At 63.9% G+C, this 17,770-nt stretch carries 19 protein-coding genes and 1 tRNA gene; 12 read left to right on the forward strand and 8 right to left on the reverse strand.

The annotated features are described in order from the left end of the window. The 4 genes from petB (at position 1) to DL1_RS06605 (ending at position 3,470) form a co-directional block, all read left to right on the forward strand. Positions 1-1,323: a cytochrome b gene (gene petB / locus DL1_RS06590; RefSeq protein WP_038064012.1), complete on the forward strand. Its 1,323-nt coding sequence runs from the start codon at positions 1-3 to the stop codon at positions 1,321-1,323. 23 nt (positions 1,324-1,346) lie between these two features. Next, positions 1,347-2,153 carry a cytochrome c1 gene (locus DL1_RS06595; protein WP_081856269.1) on the forward strand — a complete coding sequence of 269 codons (807 nt, stop codon included), beginning with the start codon at positions 1,347-1,349 and terminating at the stop codon, positions 2,151-2,153. Between the two features lie 118 nt (positions 2,154-2,271). Beyond that, positions 2,272-2,613, forward strand: coding sequence for an antibiotic biosynthesis monooxygenase family protein (locus DL1_RS06600; RefSeq protein WP_038064013.1), 342 nt, complete (start codon positions 2,272-2,274; stop codon positions 2,611-2,613). Positions 2,614-2,669: 56 nt separating this feature from the next. Continuing rightward, the gene (locus DL1_RS06605; RefSeq protein ID WP_245739577.1) at positions 2,670-3,470 is read left to right on the forward strand and encodes an NYN domain-containing protein; all 801 of its coding nucleotides are present in this window, start codon (positions 2,670-2,672) and stop codon (positions 3,468-3,470) included. A 55-nt stretch (positions 3,471-3,525) separates the two neighbouring features. On the opposite strand, the gene DL1_RS06610 is transcribed toward DL1_RS06605, so the two are convergent. Together DL1_RS06610 and DL1_RS06615 are read right to left on the reverse strand one after the other, a co-directional pair. Beyond that, positions 3,526-4,146: a TetR/AcrR family transcriptional regulator gene (locus tag DL1_RS06610; protein WP_038064015.1), complete on the reverse strand. Its 621-nt coding sequence runs from the start codon at positions 4,144-4,146 to the stop codon at positions 3,526-3,528. 80 nt (positions 4,147-4,226) lie between these two features. Continuing rightward, the gene (locus tag DL1_RS06615) at positions 4,227-4,844 is read right to left on the reverse strand and encodes a glutathione S-transferase family protein (RefSeq protein WP_038064017.1); all 618 of its coding nucleotides are present in this window, start codon (positions 4,842-4,844) and stop codon (positions 4,227-4,229) included. A gap of 74 nt (positions 4,845-4,918) precedes the next feature. On the opposite strand from DL1_RS06615, the gene DL1_RS06620 reads away from it, so the two are divergent. Next, positions 4,919-5,629 carry a helix-turn-helix transcriptional regulator gene (locus tag DL1_RS06620; protein ID WP_038064021.1) on the forward strand — a complete coding sequence of 237 codons (711 nt, stop codon included), beginning with the start codon at positions 4,919-4,921 and terminating at the stop codon, positions 5,627-5,629. A 66-nt stretch (positions 5,630-5,695) separates the two neighbouring features. On the opposite strand, the gene DL1_RS06625 is transcribed toward DL1_RS06620, so the two are convergent. Then, entirely contained in the window at positions 5,696-6,709 is a 1,014-nt protein-coding gene (locus DL1_RS06625) for a PhoH family protein (protein ID WP_051693376.1), read from the reverse strand. A 618-nt stretch (positions 6,710-7,327) separates the two neighbouring features. Here DL1_RS06625 and DL1_RS06630 point away from each other — a divergent pair. Then, a complete protein-coding gene (locus DL1_RS06630) occupies positions 7,328-7,690 on the forward strand; it encodes a hypothetical protein (RefSeq protein WP_038064022.1) in 363 nt (120 codons plus the stop codon). 25 nt (positions 7,691-7,715) lie between these two features. Here the strand turns inward: DL1_RS06630 and miaB are convergent, their stop codons facing one another. After that, on the reverse strand, positions 7,716-9,053 hold the full coding sequence (gene miaB, locus DL1_RS06635; RefSeq protein ID WP_038064024.1) for a tRNA (N6-isopentenyl adenosine(37)-C2)-methylthiotransferase MiaB: 1,338 nt from the start codon (positions 9,051-9,053) through the stop codon (positions 7,716-7,718). A gap of 143 nt (positions 9,054-9,196) precedes the next feature. On the opposite strand from miaB, the gene DL1_RS06640 reads away from it, so the two are divergent. From DL1_RS06640 to hemP, 3 genes are all read left to right on the forward strand, one after another. Next, positions 9,197-10,081: a hypothetical protein gene (locus DL1_RS06640; RefSeq protein ID WP_038064026.1), complete on the forward strand. Its 885-nt coding sequence runs from the start codon at positions 9,197-9,199 to the stop codon at positions 10,079-10,081. Positions 10,082-10,230: 149 nt separating this feature from the next. Further along, positions 10,231-10,392, forward strand: coding sequence for a hypothetical protein (locus tag DL1_RS21515; RefSeq protein WP_156022720.1), 162 nt, complete (start codon positions 10,231-10,233; stop codon positions 10,390-10,392). Continuing rightward, positions 10,389-10,538, forward strand: a complete 150-nt coding sequence (gene hemP / locus DL1_RS21170; protein ID WP_074854849.1) for a hemin uptake protein HemP — start codon at positions 10,389-10,391, stop codon at positions 10,536-10,538. The genes DL1_RS21515 and hemP overlap by 4 nt, the downstream gene beginning before the upstream one ends. Positions 10,539-10,726: 188 nt before the next feature. Here the strand turns inward: hemP and DL1_RS06645 are convergent. Continuing rightward, positions 10,727-10,800 (reverse strand) — tRNA-Gly (locus tag DL1_RS06645). Between the two features lie 35 nt (positions 10,801-10,835). Continuing rightward, positions 10,836-11,504, reverse strand: coding sequence for an SOS response-associated peptidase (locus DL1_RS06650; RefSeq protein ID WP_038064028.1), 669 nt, complete (start codon positions 11,502-11,504; stop codon positions 10,836-10,838). A 78-nt stretch (positions 11,505-11,582) separates the two neighbouring features. Between DL1_RS06650 and DL1_RS06655 the strand changes: the two genes are divergently transcribed. Genes DL1_RS06655 through DL1_RS06665 form a run of 3 tightly spaced genes read left to right on the forward strand, consistent with a single transcriptional unit; the run spans position 11,583 to position 13,299 of the window. Then, positions 11,583-11,921 (forward strand): DUF952 domain-containing protein, encoded by a 339-nt coding sequence (locus DL1_RS06655; protein WP_038064030.1) that lies wholly within the window; start codon positions 11,583-11,585, stop codon positions 11,919-11,921. After that, positions 11,918-12,979, forward strand: coding sequence for a quinone-dependent dihydroorotate dehydrogenase (locus tag DL1_RS06660; protein WP_038064032.1), 1,062 nt, complete (start codon positions 11,918-11,920; stop codon positions 12,977-12,979). Before DL1_RS06655 ends, DL1_RS06660 begins: the two co-directional genes overlap by 4 nt. Further along, on the forward strand, positions 12,970-13,299 hold the full coding sequence (locus DL1_RS06665) for an arsenate reductase family protein (RefSeq protein WP_038064035.1): 330 nt from the start codon (positions 12,970-12,972) through the stop codon (positions 13,297-13,299). Before DL1_RS06660 ends, DL1_RS06665 begins: the two co-directional genes overlap by 10 nt. 92 nt (positions 13,300-13,391) lie before the next feature. Here DL1_RS06665 and DL1_RS06670 read toward each other — a convergent pair whose 3' ends face one another. Together DL1_RS06670 and DL1_RS06675 are read right to left on the reverse strand one after the other, a co-directional pair. After that, complete coding sequence (locus DL1_RS06670) at positions 13,392-15,497, reverse strand: membrane protein (RefSeq protein ID WP_038064036.1); 2,106 nt, start codon at positions 15,495-15,497, stop codon at positions 13,392-13,394. Beyond that, the coding region (locus tag DL1_RS06675) for a DUF4159 domain-containing protein (protein WP_038064037.1) at positions 15,494-17,770 on the reverse strand (2,277 nt) is incomplete at its 5' end. The genes DL1_RS06675 and DL1_RS06670, both read right to left, overlap by 4 nt.

Genomic DNA, 17,770 nt, shown 5'->3' on the forward strand with positions numbered 1-17,770 from the left:
ATGTCGGGCATTCCCCACGACCATTACGAGCCCAAGACGGGCATCGAAAAATGGGTGCATTCGCGCCTTCCCATCATTGGGCTGATCTACGACACGATCATGATCCCCACGCCGAAAAACCTGAACTGGTGGTGGATCTGGGGCATCGTGCTTGCCTTCTGCCTTGTGCTTCAGATCGTCACAGGCATCGTGCTGGTGATGCATTACACCCCGCATGTCGATCTGGCCTTCGCCAGCGTCGAGCACATCATGCGCGACGTGAATGGCGGCTACATGCTGCGCTACATCCACGCCAACGGCGCATCGCTGTTCTTCTTCGCGGTCTATATCCACATCTTCCGCGGTCTCTTCTACGGCTCCTACAAGGCCCCGCGCGAGATCACCTGGATCATCGGGATGATCATCTACCTGTGCATGATGGGCACGGCCTTCATGGGTTACGTGCTCCCCTGGGGTCAGATGTCGTTCTGGGGCGCAACCGTGATCACCGGCCTGTTTGGCGCGATCCCCGGCATCGGCCCGAGCATCCAAGCCTGGCTTCTGGGCGGACCGGCGGTGGACAATGCCACGCTGAACCGCTTCTTCTCGCTGCATTACCTGCTGCCTTTCGTGATCGCAGCGCTGGTCATGGTGCATATTTGGGCTTTCCACACCACGGGCAACAACAACCCGACCGGTGTGCCGGTGCGTACTGGCTCCAAGGCGGAAGTCGAGAAAGACACCCTTCCCTTCTGGCCCTATTTCGTGATCAAGGATCTCTTCGCGCTCGCTCTTGTGTTGCTGATCTTTGCCGCCGTTGTGGGCTTCATGCCGAACTTCCTCGGGCACCCGGACAACTATATCGAGGCCAACCCGCTGGCGACGCCTGCGCATATCGTGCCCGAATGGTACTTCCTGCCCTTCTACGCGATCCTGCGCGCCTTCACCTCGGACGTCTGGATCGTGATGTTCGTGCATTGGATCACCTTCGGCATCGTCGACGCCAAGTTCTTCGGCGTGCTCGCGATGTTCGGCGCGATCATCGTGATGGCGCTGGCCCCTTGGCTCGATACGTCCAAGGTCCGTTCGGGCAGCTACCGTCCGTTGTTCAAGTGGTGGTTCTGGCTTCTGGCCATCGACTTCGTGGTCCTGATGTGGGTGGGCGCGATGCCGACCGACGGGATCTATCCCTACATCTCGCTGATTGGTGCGACCTACTGGTTCGTCTATTTCCTGGTCATCCTGCCGCTGCTCGGTCTTATCGAGAAACCCGAGACGCCGCCGGCCACGATCGAAGACGATTTCAACCACCATTACGGCATCAACAAAACTCCGGCTGAGTGAGTCAGGGAGAGGGACGCATCACTATGAAACATCTTCTGATCTCTGCCATCTCGGCACTGGTCATCGGGGCGGGCGCGATTGCGGCCACCCCGGCGCAGGCCGCAGGCGGCGAAAGCCATGTCGAGAACATAGACTTTTCCTTTGAAGGTCCGTTTGGCACCTATGACCAGCAGCAGCTTCGCCGCGGGTTTCAGGTCTACCGCGAGGTCTGCTCGGCCTGTCACGGGTTGAAATTCGTGGCCTATCGGACGCTCGCCGATGCGGACGGTCTGGGCATGAACCCCGATTGGGTTCGCGCCTTTGCCGCGACCCATGACGTGATCGACAAGGAAACCGGCGAAGAGCGCCCGGGCAAGGAGACCGACCATTTCCCGACGGTCACGGGCATCGGCATGGGCCCCGACCTGTCGCTGATGGCCAAGGCACGCGCGGGCTTTCACGGCCCCTACGGGCTGGGCATCAACCAGTTGATCCACGGGATCGGCGGGCCGGAATATATCTACTCGGTGCTCACCGGCTATACCGGCGAGGACAAGGAAGAGGCGGGCTCGATCTTCTATGAGAACCACACCTTCCCGGGCGGCTGGATCGCAATGCCTCCGCCGCTCTCCGAGGATCTGATCGAATACGAGGACGGCACCCCCGCCTCGGTCGAGCAGATGGCGCAGGACGTCTCCGCCTTCCTGATGTGGACCGCCGAACCCAAGCTGATGCCGCGCAAGCGCTGGGGCTTTGTCGCGGTGCTGCTGCTGGCTGTGTTCAGCGCGCTGCTCTACCTGACCAACAAGAAGCTCTGGGCGCCGCATAAGGGCAAGGACTTCCACCTCTAAGCCCTGCGCCTTTCTGCATGAACGATAGGAACGCCCCCTCCGCCGCGAGGGGGCGTTTTCATAGCCAACAGCGCAATCGCAATGGCCCAAGACAGCAGCCAGTGTTAGACACGCCTCTATGAGCCGTTTCGCACCCCACCTCGCGCCCCCCTATCACGCGGTGATCTTCACCTCGCTGCGCCGCGACGGGGCACCCGAGGATGGCTATGACGCAATGGCCGAAGAGATGGCCCAGCGTGCCGCCCGCCAGCCCGGATATCTGGGCCATGAGAGCAGCCGCGATGCCGACGGGTTTGGCATCACGGTGAGCTACTGGCGCGACGCCGAGGCCGTGTCTGGCTGGAAGCAAGAGGCCCGCCATCTGCTGGCACAGCGGCTTGGCCGCGACCGCTGGTATCACCATTACGTTCTGCGCGTGGCCTGCGTCGAGCGCGCCTATGACGGCCCTGAGGGACGATGAGGACGCCGCCGCGTCCCGCCCCTTTCCGATCCGTGATTACGAGAACAGGAGTTCCTATGCCCGACATGCCAGAGATGCCCCATCCGGGCACCGCCACCCGCGCCCCGCGCCTATGCGTGCTGATTGACGCCGACAATGTCCCCGCAGGCTATGCCGAGGCGATCTTCGAAGAGATTGCCGGACTGGGCGAAGCCTCGGTCCGCCGGATCTATGGCGATTGGTCCGCGCAACGTCTCGCGGGCTGGGCCAAGCGCGTGGCCGAGCTGGGCCTCGTGGCCGATCAGCAGTTTTCCAACACCAAGGGCAAGAATGCCTCCGATATCGGCCTTGTCATCGCGGCGATGGATTTCCTGCATTCCAACCTGTTCGACGGGTTCGTGCTGGTCTCCTCCGACAGCGACTTCACCCGGCTGGCCGCGCGCATTCGCGAACAGGGCCTCGATGTCTATGGCATCGGCGAGCAAAAGACGCCCGAAGCCTTCCGCAAAGCCTGCAAACGGTTCATCTATGTCGAGAACCTCGGCTCGGACCCGACCCCGGCTGCAAAACCCAGCGGGCGCGACAGCGGCGCGGATCAAGGCTCAGAGGGCGCCCGCGAGATGCCCGCCAAGAGCGCAAGCGGCAAGCAACCCCCCTCGGCCGCGATCCCCGTCATCGTCAATGCGATGAAGGCCATCGGGCTTGAGGAGGAATGGTTCAGCCTGGGTCAGCTTGGCCAGTTCATTACGCAGGCCAATCCCGATTTCGACACCCGGACCTATGGCAGCACGAAACTGTCGGATCTGCTGATGAAAACCGCGCGCTTCGAGTTGCAGCGCGGCGAGGGCAACCAGTGGATGGTGCGCGATCTGGCCTGACCCGAGCGGGAGAAATCCCCCGGCAGGTCCACGCACGGCGCGGCGGCGAGGGGCGTTAGCCCTTCACGCCGTAGCGCGCGAGAAACATCTCGACGGCACCGCGAACGACACGCTCGGCATCGTGGGTCTCGGGATGCTCGCACACGCCAAAAACAAGCTTGGAATGCAGCTCGGCCTTGCACAGCTCGGCAAAGAGATAGGCGGCAAGATCGGTATCGTCGATTTCCAACTCACCGCGCGCGATCGATTGCTCAAAATAGCCCTTGAGCGTTTCATGCACGAGCACCGGCCCCGAGAGATAAAACGCCCGCCCCAACTCGGGAAAGCGCTCTCCCTCGGCCACGCAGAGCCGGTAGATCCCCCGGCCCAGCTCTGAGGTCATGAATTTGATAAACTGGCGCGCCGCCAGCGTGAGCACGATCTCGGGCGGCTGAGACAGATCAATCGACGCGATCGCCTGCTCGGCCTGCTTCTTGCACTCTGTCCGGGCCACTTCGAGAAACATCAGCCGTTTGTCGGGGAAGTAGCTGTAGAGCGTGGCTTTCGACACCCCCGCCTCCTTGGCAATGTCATCCACCGCAGCGCCATCGTAGCCGTCGCGCAGAAAAACATCGCGCGCGCCAGCCAGCACTTGATCGAATTTGCGTCCACGGTGGATCTGCGTTGTGTCAGCCATTGGTCCCCCACGTTCCGGCGAAACATTCCCGGGGGGAAACCATAGACCTTCGGGTTTAGTTCCCGCAAGCCATCGCTACGTCACGTCATTGCCGCCAGCTCTGCCTGATCGGCCTGCGCGGTCGCCTTCACGGCAGGCCGCGCACCGCAGCGCGCGATCCAACCGGCCACGACCGGATCATCGGGAACGAGATCGGTGAAGAACAGGAACGGCGAGGCAATCAGCAGATCGGCGGCGGAATATTTGTCGCCCAGCAGATAGTCCTGCCCCTCAAGCGCCGCCCGGATCGTCGCGCAGATCTCGGGCAACCCGCGGAAGGTTGCATAATACGCCGGGTGGTCAATCTCGCAAAACTGCGCCACGAGCACAGGCTCCATCACGCCCTGATAATAAGCCATCCAGCTCAGGAACTGACCGCGCTTGGGATCTCCGGGCATTGGCGCGAACCCCGCTTGCGGGAAGGCTTCGCAAAGATAGGTGGTGATCGCGCCGCGTTCGCGCACGTGATCCGCGCCGTTCACAAGATAGGGGACCTTGCCTTCGGGATGGGGATTGGACGGGTCGGGCTGCCCGGTGCCATCACTGCGCCGGATGCTGACGATCTTGACCTCAACCTGAGCTTCGGCCGGCGCGCCCAGCTCCTTCAGCAGGGTGATCATCGTGGAGGAGCGGGAATAGGGGCTGTGATACAGTATCATGACATGTCTCCTGACTGGTTGTGTCAGGAGCACTCTGGCACAATACTCCTGCCAGAAACTGTCAGGACAAAACCATGGCCCGCGCGGATCGCCTCTTTCGCCTGCTCGACGCTTTGCGCCGCTTGCCCAACCCGGTGACCGCGGCCCAGCTTGCGCGCGAGACCGAGGTGTCAGAGCGCACGCTCTACCGCGATATCGACGCATTGCGCGCGGGTGGGGCCCTGATTGACGGAGAGGCGGGCTACGGTTACCGCCTGACCGAAGATCCCGCCCTGCCGCCACAAAACCTCACGCGGCTGGAACTGGAAGCATTGGTGCTCGGGCTGGCCGAGCTGCGCCATCTGGGCGATCACGAACTGGCCCGCGCGGGCGAAATGGCCTTGGCCAAGATCACCGCCACCCTGCCCGAGGATCGCGCCCATCAGGCGGCTCATGCGGTGCTGTCCTCCTACCGGATGACGCCGCGCCCAGCCGCGCAGATCGATCTGTCGATAATCCGTGAAGCGGCGTGGTCAGAGCGCGCTCTGGAGCTGAGCTATACCGACCGCGACGGGCGCGAGAGTCAGCGCAAGGTCTGGCCCCTCGGTCTGGTCTATTTCGAGCGCGAACAGGCGCTGCTGGCATGGTGCTGCCTGCGCGCGGATTATCGGATGTTCATCATCGCCCGGATTCGCGCCATCGCACCGCTGGAAGAGAGCTTCCGGCCCCGCCGCGTGGCGATGCTGCGCGACTACACCGCACGGCTGCGCGGCCGCCATCCGCCCGCGCAACCAAAGCCGCAGTGACACCAATGGAAAAGCCCGCGCCGGGAGATCGGCGCGGGCTGTCATCATGGTCGACGGGCGGTTTGCTCAGGCAGCGCCTTCTGCCGCGTCATAGGCCTCGATGATGCGCGCAACCAGCGGGTGACGCACGACATCCTTGGCCGTGAAGTAGTTGAACGAGACGCCCTTCACCCCGTCCAGAATACGCTCCGCATCCTTGAGCCCCGACGGCATGCCGCGCGGCAGGTCGATCTGGCTGCGATCGCCCGTGATCACCATGCGCGAGCCCTGCCCCAGACGGGTGAGGAACATCTTCATCTGCATCGTCGTCGCGTTCTGCGCCTCGTCGAGCACGACAAACGCGTTGCTCAGCGTGCGCCCGCGCATGAAGGCAAGCGGTGCGATTTCGATCCGCTTCTCCTCGGTCAGCTTGGCAAGCTGCTTGGCGGGCAGGAAGTCGTTGAGCGCGTCGTAGAGCGGCTGCATGTAGGGGTCGACCTTGTCCTTCATGTCGCCGGGCAGAAAGCCCAGACGCTCGCCCGCTTCCACGGCTGGACGCGACAGGATGATCTTGTCGACATGGCCGCCGATCAGCATCGTCACGCCCACCGCAACGGCAAGATAGGTCTTGCCGGTGCCCGCCGGGCCGATGCCAAAGGCCAGCTCATTCTCGAAGAGATGCTTGACGTAGGCCTTCTGCGCCTCGGTGCGCGGCTCGACATGTTTCTTGCGGGTGCGGATCTCGTATTTGCCAGCCTCGAACATCTCGAGCTGCTCATCCATCGAGGTGCCCGTGCCGCCCAGATCCGCCATCCGCAGCGCAGCATCCACCTCTTCGGCATCGAGCGGCAAACCCTGCTCGAGACGCTGATAGAGGTGATGAAGGACGGCTGCGGCCTGAAGCTGCGCCTCCGGCTCGCCCACGACCGCAAGCTGATTGCCACGGCGCAGGATATGAACCTGAAGCTTATGCTCTATCTGGGCGAGGTTGCGGTCAAACTCACCGCAAAGATCGATCAAAAGCCGGTTGTCTGGGAACTCAAGAAGCGTTTCATGTGCATCCTGAGAGCGAGGCGGGGGTGTGATCGCGCTGAAGCCCAAAAAGAGTCTCTCCCTAAGCTGGTTTTGTAGACATATGGTGCTCCCGCACGAGGATTCACGCAAGTACTGGTTTCACGATCCCGCGACACCGCATCAAGATTTCACATTCCTTTAACGAAAAACCCCACAAGAGACCATAGATTGGCCCTTTGCACAAATTTCAGGCAATTGCTGTTTGAGCACCCAAATCGACCTCTCAGACCCGGCTCTGCGGGCACGAAACCAATGCGCGAGGGCCGCGATTGCGCGGCCTAGTGGCAAAGCCTGCGCCTCAGCTGCCTGACACCAAGCCAAATGCAGCGGCGGACCCGAATCACAATCGCGCAAAAATTGAGAAATCCAGCCTATTTCAACTCTGGGTGGCTTTGGTTGATCCGCTTACACCGGAAGACTGAGAACGATATGGCGGGATGCAAAGACCAACCCTCAAAAATTGTTCCGAAAGGCGAAACATAGAGTGGAATTCGCCGCGATTGTCAGCAGAGTCATCCCAAACGCAGAGAATCCTTCACTAAGAAGGCGAATTCTCGGTAAGAATGGGGCAATGTCTTGCAGAATTGCGTCTGCCATTCTCGCCAATGACCTACTTTCGCTGCCCGATCAGGAGACCACATTCCGATGAAGACCATCGCCCTCGCCATTTTTCTCGCTGGCACTCTGACCGCCGGCGCCGCCGCCGCGCATGATCTTGGCTATGCACATTCGCATGTCATGAGAACGAAGCATGCGCATCCATACGCGCCCGTCGTCAGCAAACCCATCCATATCGACTGCTACCGCGGCCCGTGGAAAGAGACGATCTGGGATCATCCTCAAGGTGCCTTCATCGACGATCTGGTGAATTTCGGCTACGATTTCGCCAATGCGCAAGCGATCGCGACGACGCTGTGCAAGGATGAAAGCCTCGTCGACAATCCCGATGGCATCAAGGCGGCCCTTCTGAACATGATCGCAGAAAACCCGCCCGGCCACAGCCGCTGATCTCACTCAAACGCCACTGGCGGGCTTAGCCGATCAGCTCGCCCGCCAGTGAATTCGTGGAGGCACCGGTGATCCGCACCCGTGCCAGCACACCCGGCGCCAGCGCATCGCCGCGCACATGGACCGCCTGAAGGTAGTCGGATTTCCCGACCCATTGGCCCTCGAGCCGCCCCTTCTTCTCGAACAAGACCGAAACCTCACGTCCGATCATGCCGTTCTGGCAGGCACGCTGCTGTTCGGTCAGCAACGCTTGCAATTGCTGTAAGCGGGCATCGGCGATCTCGGCAGGCACCGCGCCCTCCCGCCCGACCGCAGGCGTGCCGGGGCGCGGGGAATATTTGAACGAATAGGCCATCCCGTAATTGACCTCGCGGATCAGCGCCATCGTATCGGCGAAATCCTGATCGGTCTCACCCGGGAAGCCCACGATGAAATCGCCCGAGAGCACGAGATCGGGGCGCGCGGCCCGGATCCGCTCAATCAGGCGGATATAGGACTCGGCGGTGTGCTTGCGGTTCATCGCCTTGAGAATGCGGTCGCTGCCCGATTGCACCGGCAGGTGCAGATAGGGCATCAGCTTGGGCTCATCGCCATGGGCCGCGATCAGGTCGTCTTCCATGTCATTGGGATGCGAGGTGGTGTAGCGGATCCGCTCAAGCCCATCGACCTTGGCCAGCGCCCGCGCGAGACGCGCAAGCCCCCAATCCCCGCCGCCCTGATCCGAGGGCCCGGCCCCGTGATAGGCGTTGACGTTTTGCCCCAGCAGCGTGACTTCCTTCACGCCCTTCTCGACCAACGCGCGCGCCTCATCAAGGATCTTGCCCGCCGGGCGCGAGACTTCAGCCCCACGTGTATAAGGCACGACGCAGAAGGCGCAGAACTTGTCACAGCCCTCCTGTACCGTCAAAAACGCCGTCGGACGCGACGAGCGCGGCCGCGCGGGCAGGTGGTCGAACTTATCCTCGGCGGGAAACTCGGTCTCGACGGGGCGCGCACCATTGCGAGCGCGGGCCACCAGTTCGGGCAGCTTGTGATAGCTCTGGCTACCGACCACCAGATCCACCAGATCCGAGCGGTTCAGGATCTCTTCGCCCTCGGCCTGCGCCACACAGCCTGCCACACCGATCTTCAGATCCGGCTTGGCCTCTTTGAAGGGGCGCAGACGGCCCAGATCGGAATAGACCTTTTCAGCGGCTTTCTCGCGGATGTGGCAGGTGTTGAGCAGCACCATATCGGCCTGCCCGACATCGTCGGTCAGCTCATAGCCCTGCGCGCCCATCGCCTCGGCCATGCGCTCGCTGTCATAGACGTTCATCTGACAGCCATAGGTCTTGATATGTAGCTTCTTGGTCGTCTCGGCCATGACACCCTCGCGCGCTTCATCAAGCCGCGCTGATAACGCGAAGCGGGCCTTTGGTGCAAGGGTCGAGGGGGCTTGCACGCTTGCATTCACAGGCCGCTTGGCCGATCTTGAGCGAAACCCGCGGGGACGGGCATGGGACAGGCATGAAACACAAGACACTCAACGCGTTCCTGAGCGGCCATCGCGCGGCGCTGGCCAAGGGGCCCATCGCGATCATTCTGGCCGAAGACGTCACCGAATTGGAAAGCACGGTGCACCACCATATCGGTCTTGGCTTTCCAACCCTTCTGGTTCTGGGCGCCGCGGCGATGACGCTGAGCGATGACATTGTTGGCGACGCGCCAGTGCAGCTTCACCGCATCGATTTCGACCTGCACCGTCCGGCGGCCACCACCCGCGCGCTCAACCCGCTGATCGAGGCGATGCCCGCCAAGGTCTGGGCCTATTACTGCTACAACGCGGAATATCTGTTCTTCCCGTTCTGCGAGACCCGCTCAATTGGGGAGCTGCTGTCCTTTCACACCGAGGAACGGCGCTTTTCGATGCTCAGCTATGTCATCGACCTCTACGCCGGGGATCTCGGCCAGCATCCCAGCGGCGTGGATCGCGACGGCGCGCTGTTCGACAAATCGGGCTATTACGCACTCGCGCGGCTTGATCCGGCCAAGCATAATCACCCCAAGGACCGTCAGCTTGATTTCTTCGGCGGGCTGCGCTGGCGCTTTGAGGAACATATCCCGCCCGGCCGCCGCAGGATCGACCGGATCGGGCTGTTTCGCGCCAAGCCGGGCTTGGAGCTGCGCGACGACCACACGTTCAATGACGAGGAATACAACACCTATTCCTGCCCGTGGCATCACAACCTGACCTGCGCCATCGCCTCGTTCCGGGTCGCCAAGGCGCTGAAGTTCAATCCCGGCTCAACCTTTGACATCGAGCGGTTCACCTGGACGAATTCGGCGCGGTTCGAGTGGTCGAGCCAGCAACTTATGGATCTGGGGCTGATGGAACCCGGCCAATGGTTCTGAGCGTGGCCAGATAGCGCCCCGAGCGCCGATCACCTCCCTTCTTTCCTGAGTGAAAGAATCACCTTTACATTCCTGATTATTTTGATCAGGATATAGAGGCATAAGCCAGTCGATCTCCGACCAGCCCGACATCATCAAGGAGTCCGGAAATGTCCCAACCATCTCCCCCCGGCCCGGACGTGCGGGTCGACCATCGCGCCGATCCGCCGCTGAGCCTGCGCGATATCGTCGAGGCGATCTGCTCGGGGATGGGCCCCAATACCAACGCGCTCGAGCTTGCGCTCGACCGGATCGAAGGAACACGGCAATGAGCATCAATGAACAGTTCACCACGGCGCTGCCCGTCCATAACGCCGAATCGCTGACCGGCGCTGGCAACCTTGCCCATATCGTTCTCAAGGAGCAGGTCTACACGCTGCGCATCACCAAGGCGGGCAAGCTGATCCTGACGAAGTGATCCCGGTTGCGCGAACCGCGTGACCAAGATGGATCGTCGCGCCGGGCGACGAGGCTCCCCGCCAAAATCCCGGATCGGCGCCCGTGCCTTGCCCGTCCCCTCTGCGCGGCAAGGTGCGGGCGCTGGTATATGAGCGCAGCGCACAGCGCGGCCCCAAGGCAGTCTCTCTGGCGATGGATCGGGAGATTTGGAGCGGGCGACGGGAATCGAACCCGTATCTCTAGCTTGGAAGGCTAGGGTCTTACCATTACACAACGCCCGCGCTGGTGGCCCTTTTAGCGCCCGGATCGCGCGGCTTCAACCCGCTTCGATCAATGGCGCGCGCAAAGTTTCGCCCTCGGCACGGCTTGAATTGACCGCCCGCCCCACACGCCATGCCTGCAAGACCGACTCGGGGCGCGGCACCATCAAACGCGCCGCCCCATGCCCCGCCTCCCCCAGCCATTTCGCCCAATCCGCGCGCTCAAGGATCAACGGCTCGCGGTGATGGATCGGCGCGAGCACCGGCCCGGCCGCAAGCGTCACGATGGCGCAGCTCCGAAGCTGCAGGCCGTCCTGCTCCCAGTCCTGCCACACCCCGCCAAAGACCATCGGCGCCCCGTCCCTGCGCGAGATATACCACGGCAGCCGCGACTCACCCGCACGATGCCATTCGTAGAACCCATCCGCCGGGATCAGGCAGCGCTGAGTGCGGATGGCGGCACGGAAGGCGGGCTTTTGTGCAACCGTCTCGGCCCGCGCGTTAATCAGAAGCGGGCCGTCGCTCGGGCTTTTGTACCAATGCGGCACAAAGCCCCAGCGCATCGCTTGCAGATGGCGCACGCCGCCCGTGCTGATGCAGACGGCAAGCGGCTCGGTCGGGCAGAGATTATGCCGCGCGCCCTCGGGCAGATCATTGCCGGGGGTCGCCTCGAACAGACGCACCATCGCGTCTTTGGGCAGGGTATTTGCAATGCGGCCACACATTGCGCCACGATGAGCCGCAAGCGGGCGCAACTCAAGCCCCGCTTGACCGGGGCGCGGCTTTGAGCCAAGAGATTGCGCATGTTGATTTACAAGATTTTCCGGCGCCCCGAATGGGATGCGTTTCGCGCGGCAGGCCATACGCTGGGCGCACCCATCGACCTGAACGATGGCTATATCCACTTCTCGACCGCAGCCCAGGTGGTCGAGACGGCAGCGAAGCATTTCTCCGATGCCGGAGATCTCGTGCTTGTGGCATTTGAGAGCGACGCGATGGGGTCGGAGCTGAAATGGGAACCCTCGCGCGGCGACCAGCTGTTCCCGCATCTCTATCGTCCGCTCCAGATTTCTGAAGTGGTCTGGGATCACGCGCTGCCAATGGGCGCTGCCGGTCACATCTTCCCCGAGGCACTGATATGAGCCTGTCTCTCGAGCGTGCGGGTCTGGCGGTGCTGCACCGCTTCGACCCCGAAACCGCGCATGGGCTTTCGATCAAGGCGCTGCGGGCCGGATTGGTGCCAACGCCCGGCCCCGTGCAAAGCGCAAGGCTTACGACTGATCTGGCGGGGCTGAGCTTGCCCAACCCCGTCGGGCTGGCCGCCGGGTTTGACAAAAACGCCGAAGCCGTGGCGCCGCTGATGAAAGCCGGTTTCGGCTTCATCGAGGTGGGGGCCGCGACGCCCCGCGCCCAAGAGGGCAATCCGCGCCCGCGCCTGTGGCGCCTGACCGAAGACCGTGCGGCGATCAACCGCTTCGGGTTCAACAACCAAGGCATGGAGCCGATCACCGCGCGTCTGGCCAAGCGGCCTGCGGGCATTCCGGTGGGGCTGAACCTTGGCGCCAACAAGGACGCCTCGGATCGCGCAGCCGATTTCGCAACCGTACTGCGCCATGCCGGGCCGCATATTGATTTCGCGACGGTGAATGTCTCGTCGCCCAATACCGAGAAGCTGCGCGACCTTCAGGGCAAGGCCGCGCTCTCAAGCCTGCTGGCCAATGTCATCGGGGCCCGTGACGGGCTGGCGCGCCAGATCCCGATTTTCCTCAAGATCGCGCCCGATCTGAACGCGACAGAGCTGGCCGAAATCGCTCAGGTTGCGCTTGAGAGCGGGATTGATGCGATCATCGCGACCAATACGACGCTGGCGCGCGACAAGCTACATGATCCGACCGCACCGGCGCAGGGCGGGCTCTCGGGCGCGCCGCTTTTTGAGAAATCGACCCGCATTCTGGCCCAGCTCTCGCAGCTGACCGAGGCGCGACTGCCCATCATCGGCGTCGGCGGGATCAGCTCGGCCGAGGACGCCTATGAGAAGATCCGCGCGGGCGCGAGCGCCGTGCAGTTCTACACCGCGATGGTGTTTTCCGGGATCTCGCTGGCCTCCCGGATTGCCACCGGGCTGGATGCTTTGCTGGAGCGCGATGGCTTTGCGAATGTCTCGGAGGCTGTCGGCACCGGGCGCGCGTCATGGCTGTAACGATCTGGCACAATCCGCGCTGCTCGAAATCGCGTCAGACGCTGGCGCTGTTGCAAGCGCATGGGCTGGAACCGGTGATCCGCGACTACCGCCAAGACCCGCCCAGCCTTGACGAGTTGATGGAGGTGCTGGGCAAGCTCGGCACGCCTGCGGCGGCGATGCTCCGCTGGAAAGACACCGACCTGCCCAAGGATGCCCCCGAGGTCACGATCCTTGCCACGCTCGCAGCCGAGCCCGCGCTGATCGAGCGCCCCGTTGTGATCACCGAGCGCGCCGCGCGCATCGGTCGCCCGCCCGAGGCCGTTCTGGAGATCCTCTGAGGCTGAGGGCGGCGGGGGCTCTGCCCCCGACTGTCAAAACGGGGCGTTTTGGCAGTCTCCCCCGGGATATTTTAGCGAATTCGAAGGTACGATCAGCGTCGGCGAGCGCCGCGTCCCTCGACCAGCCATGCGCTGAGCGTCAGAAGCGCCGCGAGCACCAACCACGCCCAGGCCGGGAGCACCGGTTGGACGCGGATATCGGTCGTGGTGCGCGCATTGCGCGGGGTGATCCCGATCCAGCCCGCGCCTGCGCTTTTGCGCCCGGCCGAGACTTCGCGGATCCGCGGAACGCCATCCTCGATCCGGGTCGCCGCCCCGTTCGAAGCCGCGATTGCCTTGGCCAGCGGGTCGGCGCTGGCGATCGTGTGCTCGAACTCGCGCGGGCTTGCCGGGCCCATCGCGACAACGCGCTCCAGATCGCCATCCTTGAGCCGATAGAGCCCGGCCTCCGGCGCGGTCCATTTCGTGGTGAAGCGCCCCGGCGCGGTCTCGCTTAGCGGCAGTTGCTGCGTCGTGCCATCGGGCAGCGTGATCGTGACCGGCGGCACATCCTTGGCCATCGAGCGGCGCACGATGGTCATGCCCAGAGTGCCCGGATCGATCGTGGCAAACAGCGCCTCTTCTTCCAGCTCGGGCTCTTTCATCTCCCAATGCGCGATCCGGCGCAGCAATTCGAGCTGCGGACCGCCGCCATCATAGCCGCGATCCCAGAGCCATGCCTGATCCGAGGCCAGCAGCGCCACGCGCCCCTTGCCTTCGCGCGAGAGCACCAGAAGCGGCTTTCCTTCGGCCCCTGACATCACGACCTCGCCCTTGGGATCGGACAGCTCGACCTGCCGCAGCCAATGACCCCAATGTGGGGCCTTGTCGTCATCGGCCGATTTCTCGGCAACCGGCGGAGCGCCGGTCAGACCGGCGGTCACCGGATGGCGCAGCCCCAGATCGGTCGGACGCGGCAGGAAGCTTTCGCTCAGCACCCGCCCCGTCGGACGCGCCGGCATGATTGCGCCGAGCGGCGTCTGATAGAGGCTCTCGACGGTGGCATATTCGGGCCCTGCCGCCACGAGGATCGCACCGCCCCGTTCGACATATTGCTTGATATTCTCGAAATAGCTTGAGGGCAGGATGCCGCGCGCGGCGTAGCGGTCGAAAATGATCAGATCGAACTGATCGATCTTGTCGACGAACAGTTCTTGCGTCGGAAAGGCGATCAGCGACAGTTCCGAGACCGGCACGCCATCCTGTTTCTCGGGCGGGCGCAGGATGGTGAAATGCACCAGATCGACCGCCGCGTCGGATTTCAGCAGGTTGCGCCACGTCCGCTCGCCCGCATGCGGCTCGCCCGAGACCAGCAGCACCCGCAAACGGTCGCGCACCCCGTTGATCTGCACGGTGGCCACGTTGTTGCGCTGGGTCAGCTCGCCCTCGACCGGGGCGAGCGTGAACTGCACCACGTTTTGCCCGCCATGCTCCAGCGTGAGCGGCAGTTCCAGATCGCGCCCGACATTCACGTCATAGGTCTTGGGGTCCTTGCCGTCGATCGAGATCGTCAGCTTGGCCGTCGTGCCGATGCGTGCGGGCACATCGCCCTGATCCTCGACCTTCAGCCGGATCGAGCTTTGCTCGCCGATGATCCCGAAGGCCGGTGCGGTCTGGATCACCAGACGCCGGTCCCAATCGGCGCGATGGCCGGTCAGCAATACCTGCAACGGCGCGGGCAGATCGGGCGCGAGCTGGGCGTCATGCGCCTGCCCATCCGTGACCACCAGCGCACCTGCGACGCGCGCGCGGGGCTCGGCGGCCAGCGCCTCGGAGAGCGCAGCCCCCAGCTCGGTGCCCGCATTGTCGGCCCCATCGCGTACGGTCACCCGGCGCGTCTCGACATTGGGCATCGCATCGAGCTGCGCCTGCAATCCGGCCACGGTGCGATCGGTCTGCGCGGCGCGGTCCGACAGCTCTTGCGAGGCGGAACGGTCATCAATCAGCAGCACGATATTGGACAAGGCCGCGCTTTCCTCGCGTTGCAGCGAGGGTTGCGCGATGGCCACAAGCAGCACCAAAGCGGCCAACCCGCGCAACGCCCAGCCGCGCAGGCCCCGCCACAGCGCAAGCGCCAACAGCACCAGCGCCACAGCACCTGCGGCCCAGATCACGGGCCAAGGTAGCAAGGGCGCAAACAGGATCGACAGACCGTTCATTGCCCTAGCCTTTCGAGCAGCGCAGGCACATGGACCTGATCGGATTTATAGTTGCCGGTCAGCACATGCATGATCAGGTTCACCCCGAAGCGATTGGCAATCTCGCGCTGCCGCTCCCCGGTGCGCCCGCGCCCCACCGGAAATAGCGGGCGCCCATTGGCATCAACCGCCCAGGCCTCGGCCCAGGCATTGCCGCCGATCACCACCGGCGTCACGCCATCATTGAGATTGCGGAACGGCATGCCATCGGCGCGCTCGGCATCGGCGGGCGGTGCCTCGACCCAGATCGTCCCGTCATAGCGGCCCGGAAAATCCTGCAGCAGGTAGAAGGTCCGGGTGAGCACGTGATCGGGCGGGATCGGCGCGAGCGGCGGAATATCGAGAGGGGCGGCCAAGCTTTGCAGCCGCTTGCCCGCCGGTGTCGCCTCGCCAAATCCCGCGATATCGGCATCGCGCGTATCAAAGAGGATCATCCCGCCGCCGCGCAGATAGCGGTTCAGCTTGGCATATTCGAGCGGGGTCGGCGCGGGCTGATCAGCGGTGATCGGCCAGTAGATAAACGTGTAGACCGCGAGATCATCATTGGCCAGATCGACCATCATCGGTGCCGAGGGCTCGACCGTCGTGCGCTGGCGCAGCACGTTGGACAGCCCCGTCAGCCCCTCCATCGAGATCTTGTCGATCTCGGCATCGCCCGTGGGCATCGCGGCCAGAACGACATTCGAGGCCGCCTCGCTTGCGCGCGCCACGCTCATCTGCGCCTGTGCCGGGTGCGGCGCAAGGGTCCACAGCGCCAACCCCGCGATCAGCGCAGCGCCTGCCCGCCCCGCGCGCGGCCCCCACAGCTTGCCCGAGAGCGCCAGCGTCGCCAGAATATCGAGGAGCAGCGCCAGCAGCCCCGCGCCCAGCAGCCAGCCCTTGAGCGGCATCTCGCGGGCCTCAAACGCCCCCTCCACCGGAACGGAGGCAGGCCAACGGGCCGGGGTGAGCTGCTGCGTCCCGCGCGGCAAGGCGTTGAGCGCCACCGAGCGATCATCCGCGGCATAGACACCGGGCCCGATTGCAGGGCCGGGCTCGGCCTTGGCCAAATCGGCCCCGGCCACGCCCGCAACATCGCCCGCATCGCGCAGCTGGCCAAACCCGTCGAGCAGCTTTTGCGCGACCCATGTCTGCCCCGCCAGATCGGCCACCTCGGGCGCGTTGGAGCGCGCAGAGACCGCTAGCCGCTCCAACATTTGCGGAAACAGCACCGAGAGCGGAAGGCTCGACCATTCCGCATTCGCGCTGACATGGAACAGCACCACCGAGCCCTTGCCTACCCGTGCGCGCGTGACCAGAGGCGTGCCATCCTCAAGCGAGGCAATCGTATGATCGGTCAGATCGGGGGAGGGCTCGGCCATCACCTGCGCCTTGACGGTGACATCATCGGGAATGCTCAGCCCGGCAAAGGGCGAGTCCTCGGGGAAGGGCGCGATCTTGCGTGGCGCGCCCCAGCTCATGGTGCCACCGATAGAGCGTCCGCCCGCCCGCAGCCGCACCGGCAACAGCGTGTCGCGCGCCAGATCAGCATTGGCCATGCGCGGCCCGGCAAAGCGGATCAACAGCCCGCCTTTATCAACCCAGTCCTGCAACGCGGACTGCTCGGGCAGATCGGCCATATCGGCCAGAATGATCACGTCGGGATCGGCCTTGATCACATCGGATAAGGTACCGTCGATCAGATCGGCGGTCGGAGCCAGCGCCTCGTGCAGGTAATGGGTGGGCGAGAGAAGCTGCAGCCCCTCGCGGTCGCGTGTCCCCGACAGGATCGCCACTTTGCGCCGTTTGACCGCGTCATCGGTCAGGCTCACGGCCCCGGCTGAGCGCACGCCGGTGATCGCAAGCCGGGTGATCCGGTTGCGCAGCTCGGGCGGCAGGTCGAAACGCACCTCGGCCTCGGTCTTTCCATCAAACGCGATCGGCATATGAGCCAGCGTGCGCTCGACTCCGGCGGGGTCACGCCCGATGGCCGCAACCTCGCGCGGGCTGGGGGGCGGCGCTGAGGCCAAGGCCGGAACGACCAGCGCCCCGTCTTTGATCCCGGCCGGGCCCAGCGCCAGAACCGGCAGGTTGGATTGCCACACGGTGACCTGCCCGCGCGCCTGAAGTGCGCTCAGCAAATCGGTGCGCATTGGCCGGGCCAGCCCGTCCGACAACCACAAGGTGTCAAACCGACCCTCCGGCAGCTTGGCGGCATCGAAAGCCGCAGGCTGCCACGGCTCCCGCGCAAGACC

It is taken from the genome of Thioclava dalianensis (genome assembly GCF_000715505.1).
GTDB classification, from domain to species: Bacteria; Pseudomonadota; Alphaproteobacteria; order Rhodobacterales; family Rhodobacteraceae; genus Thioclava; species Thioclava dalianensis.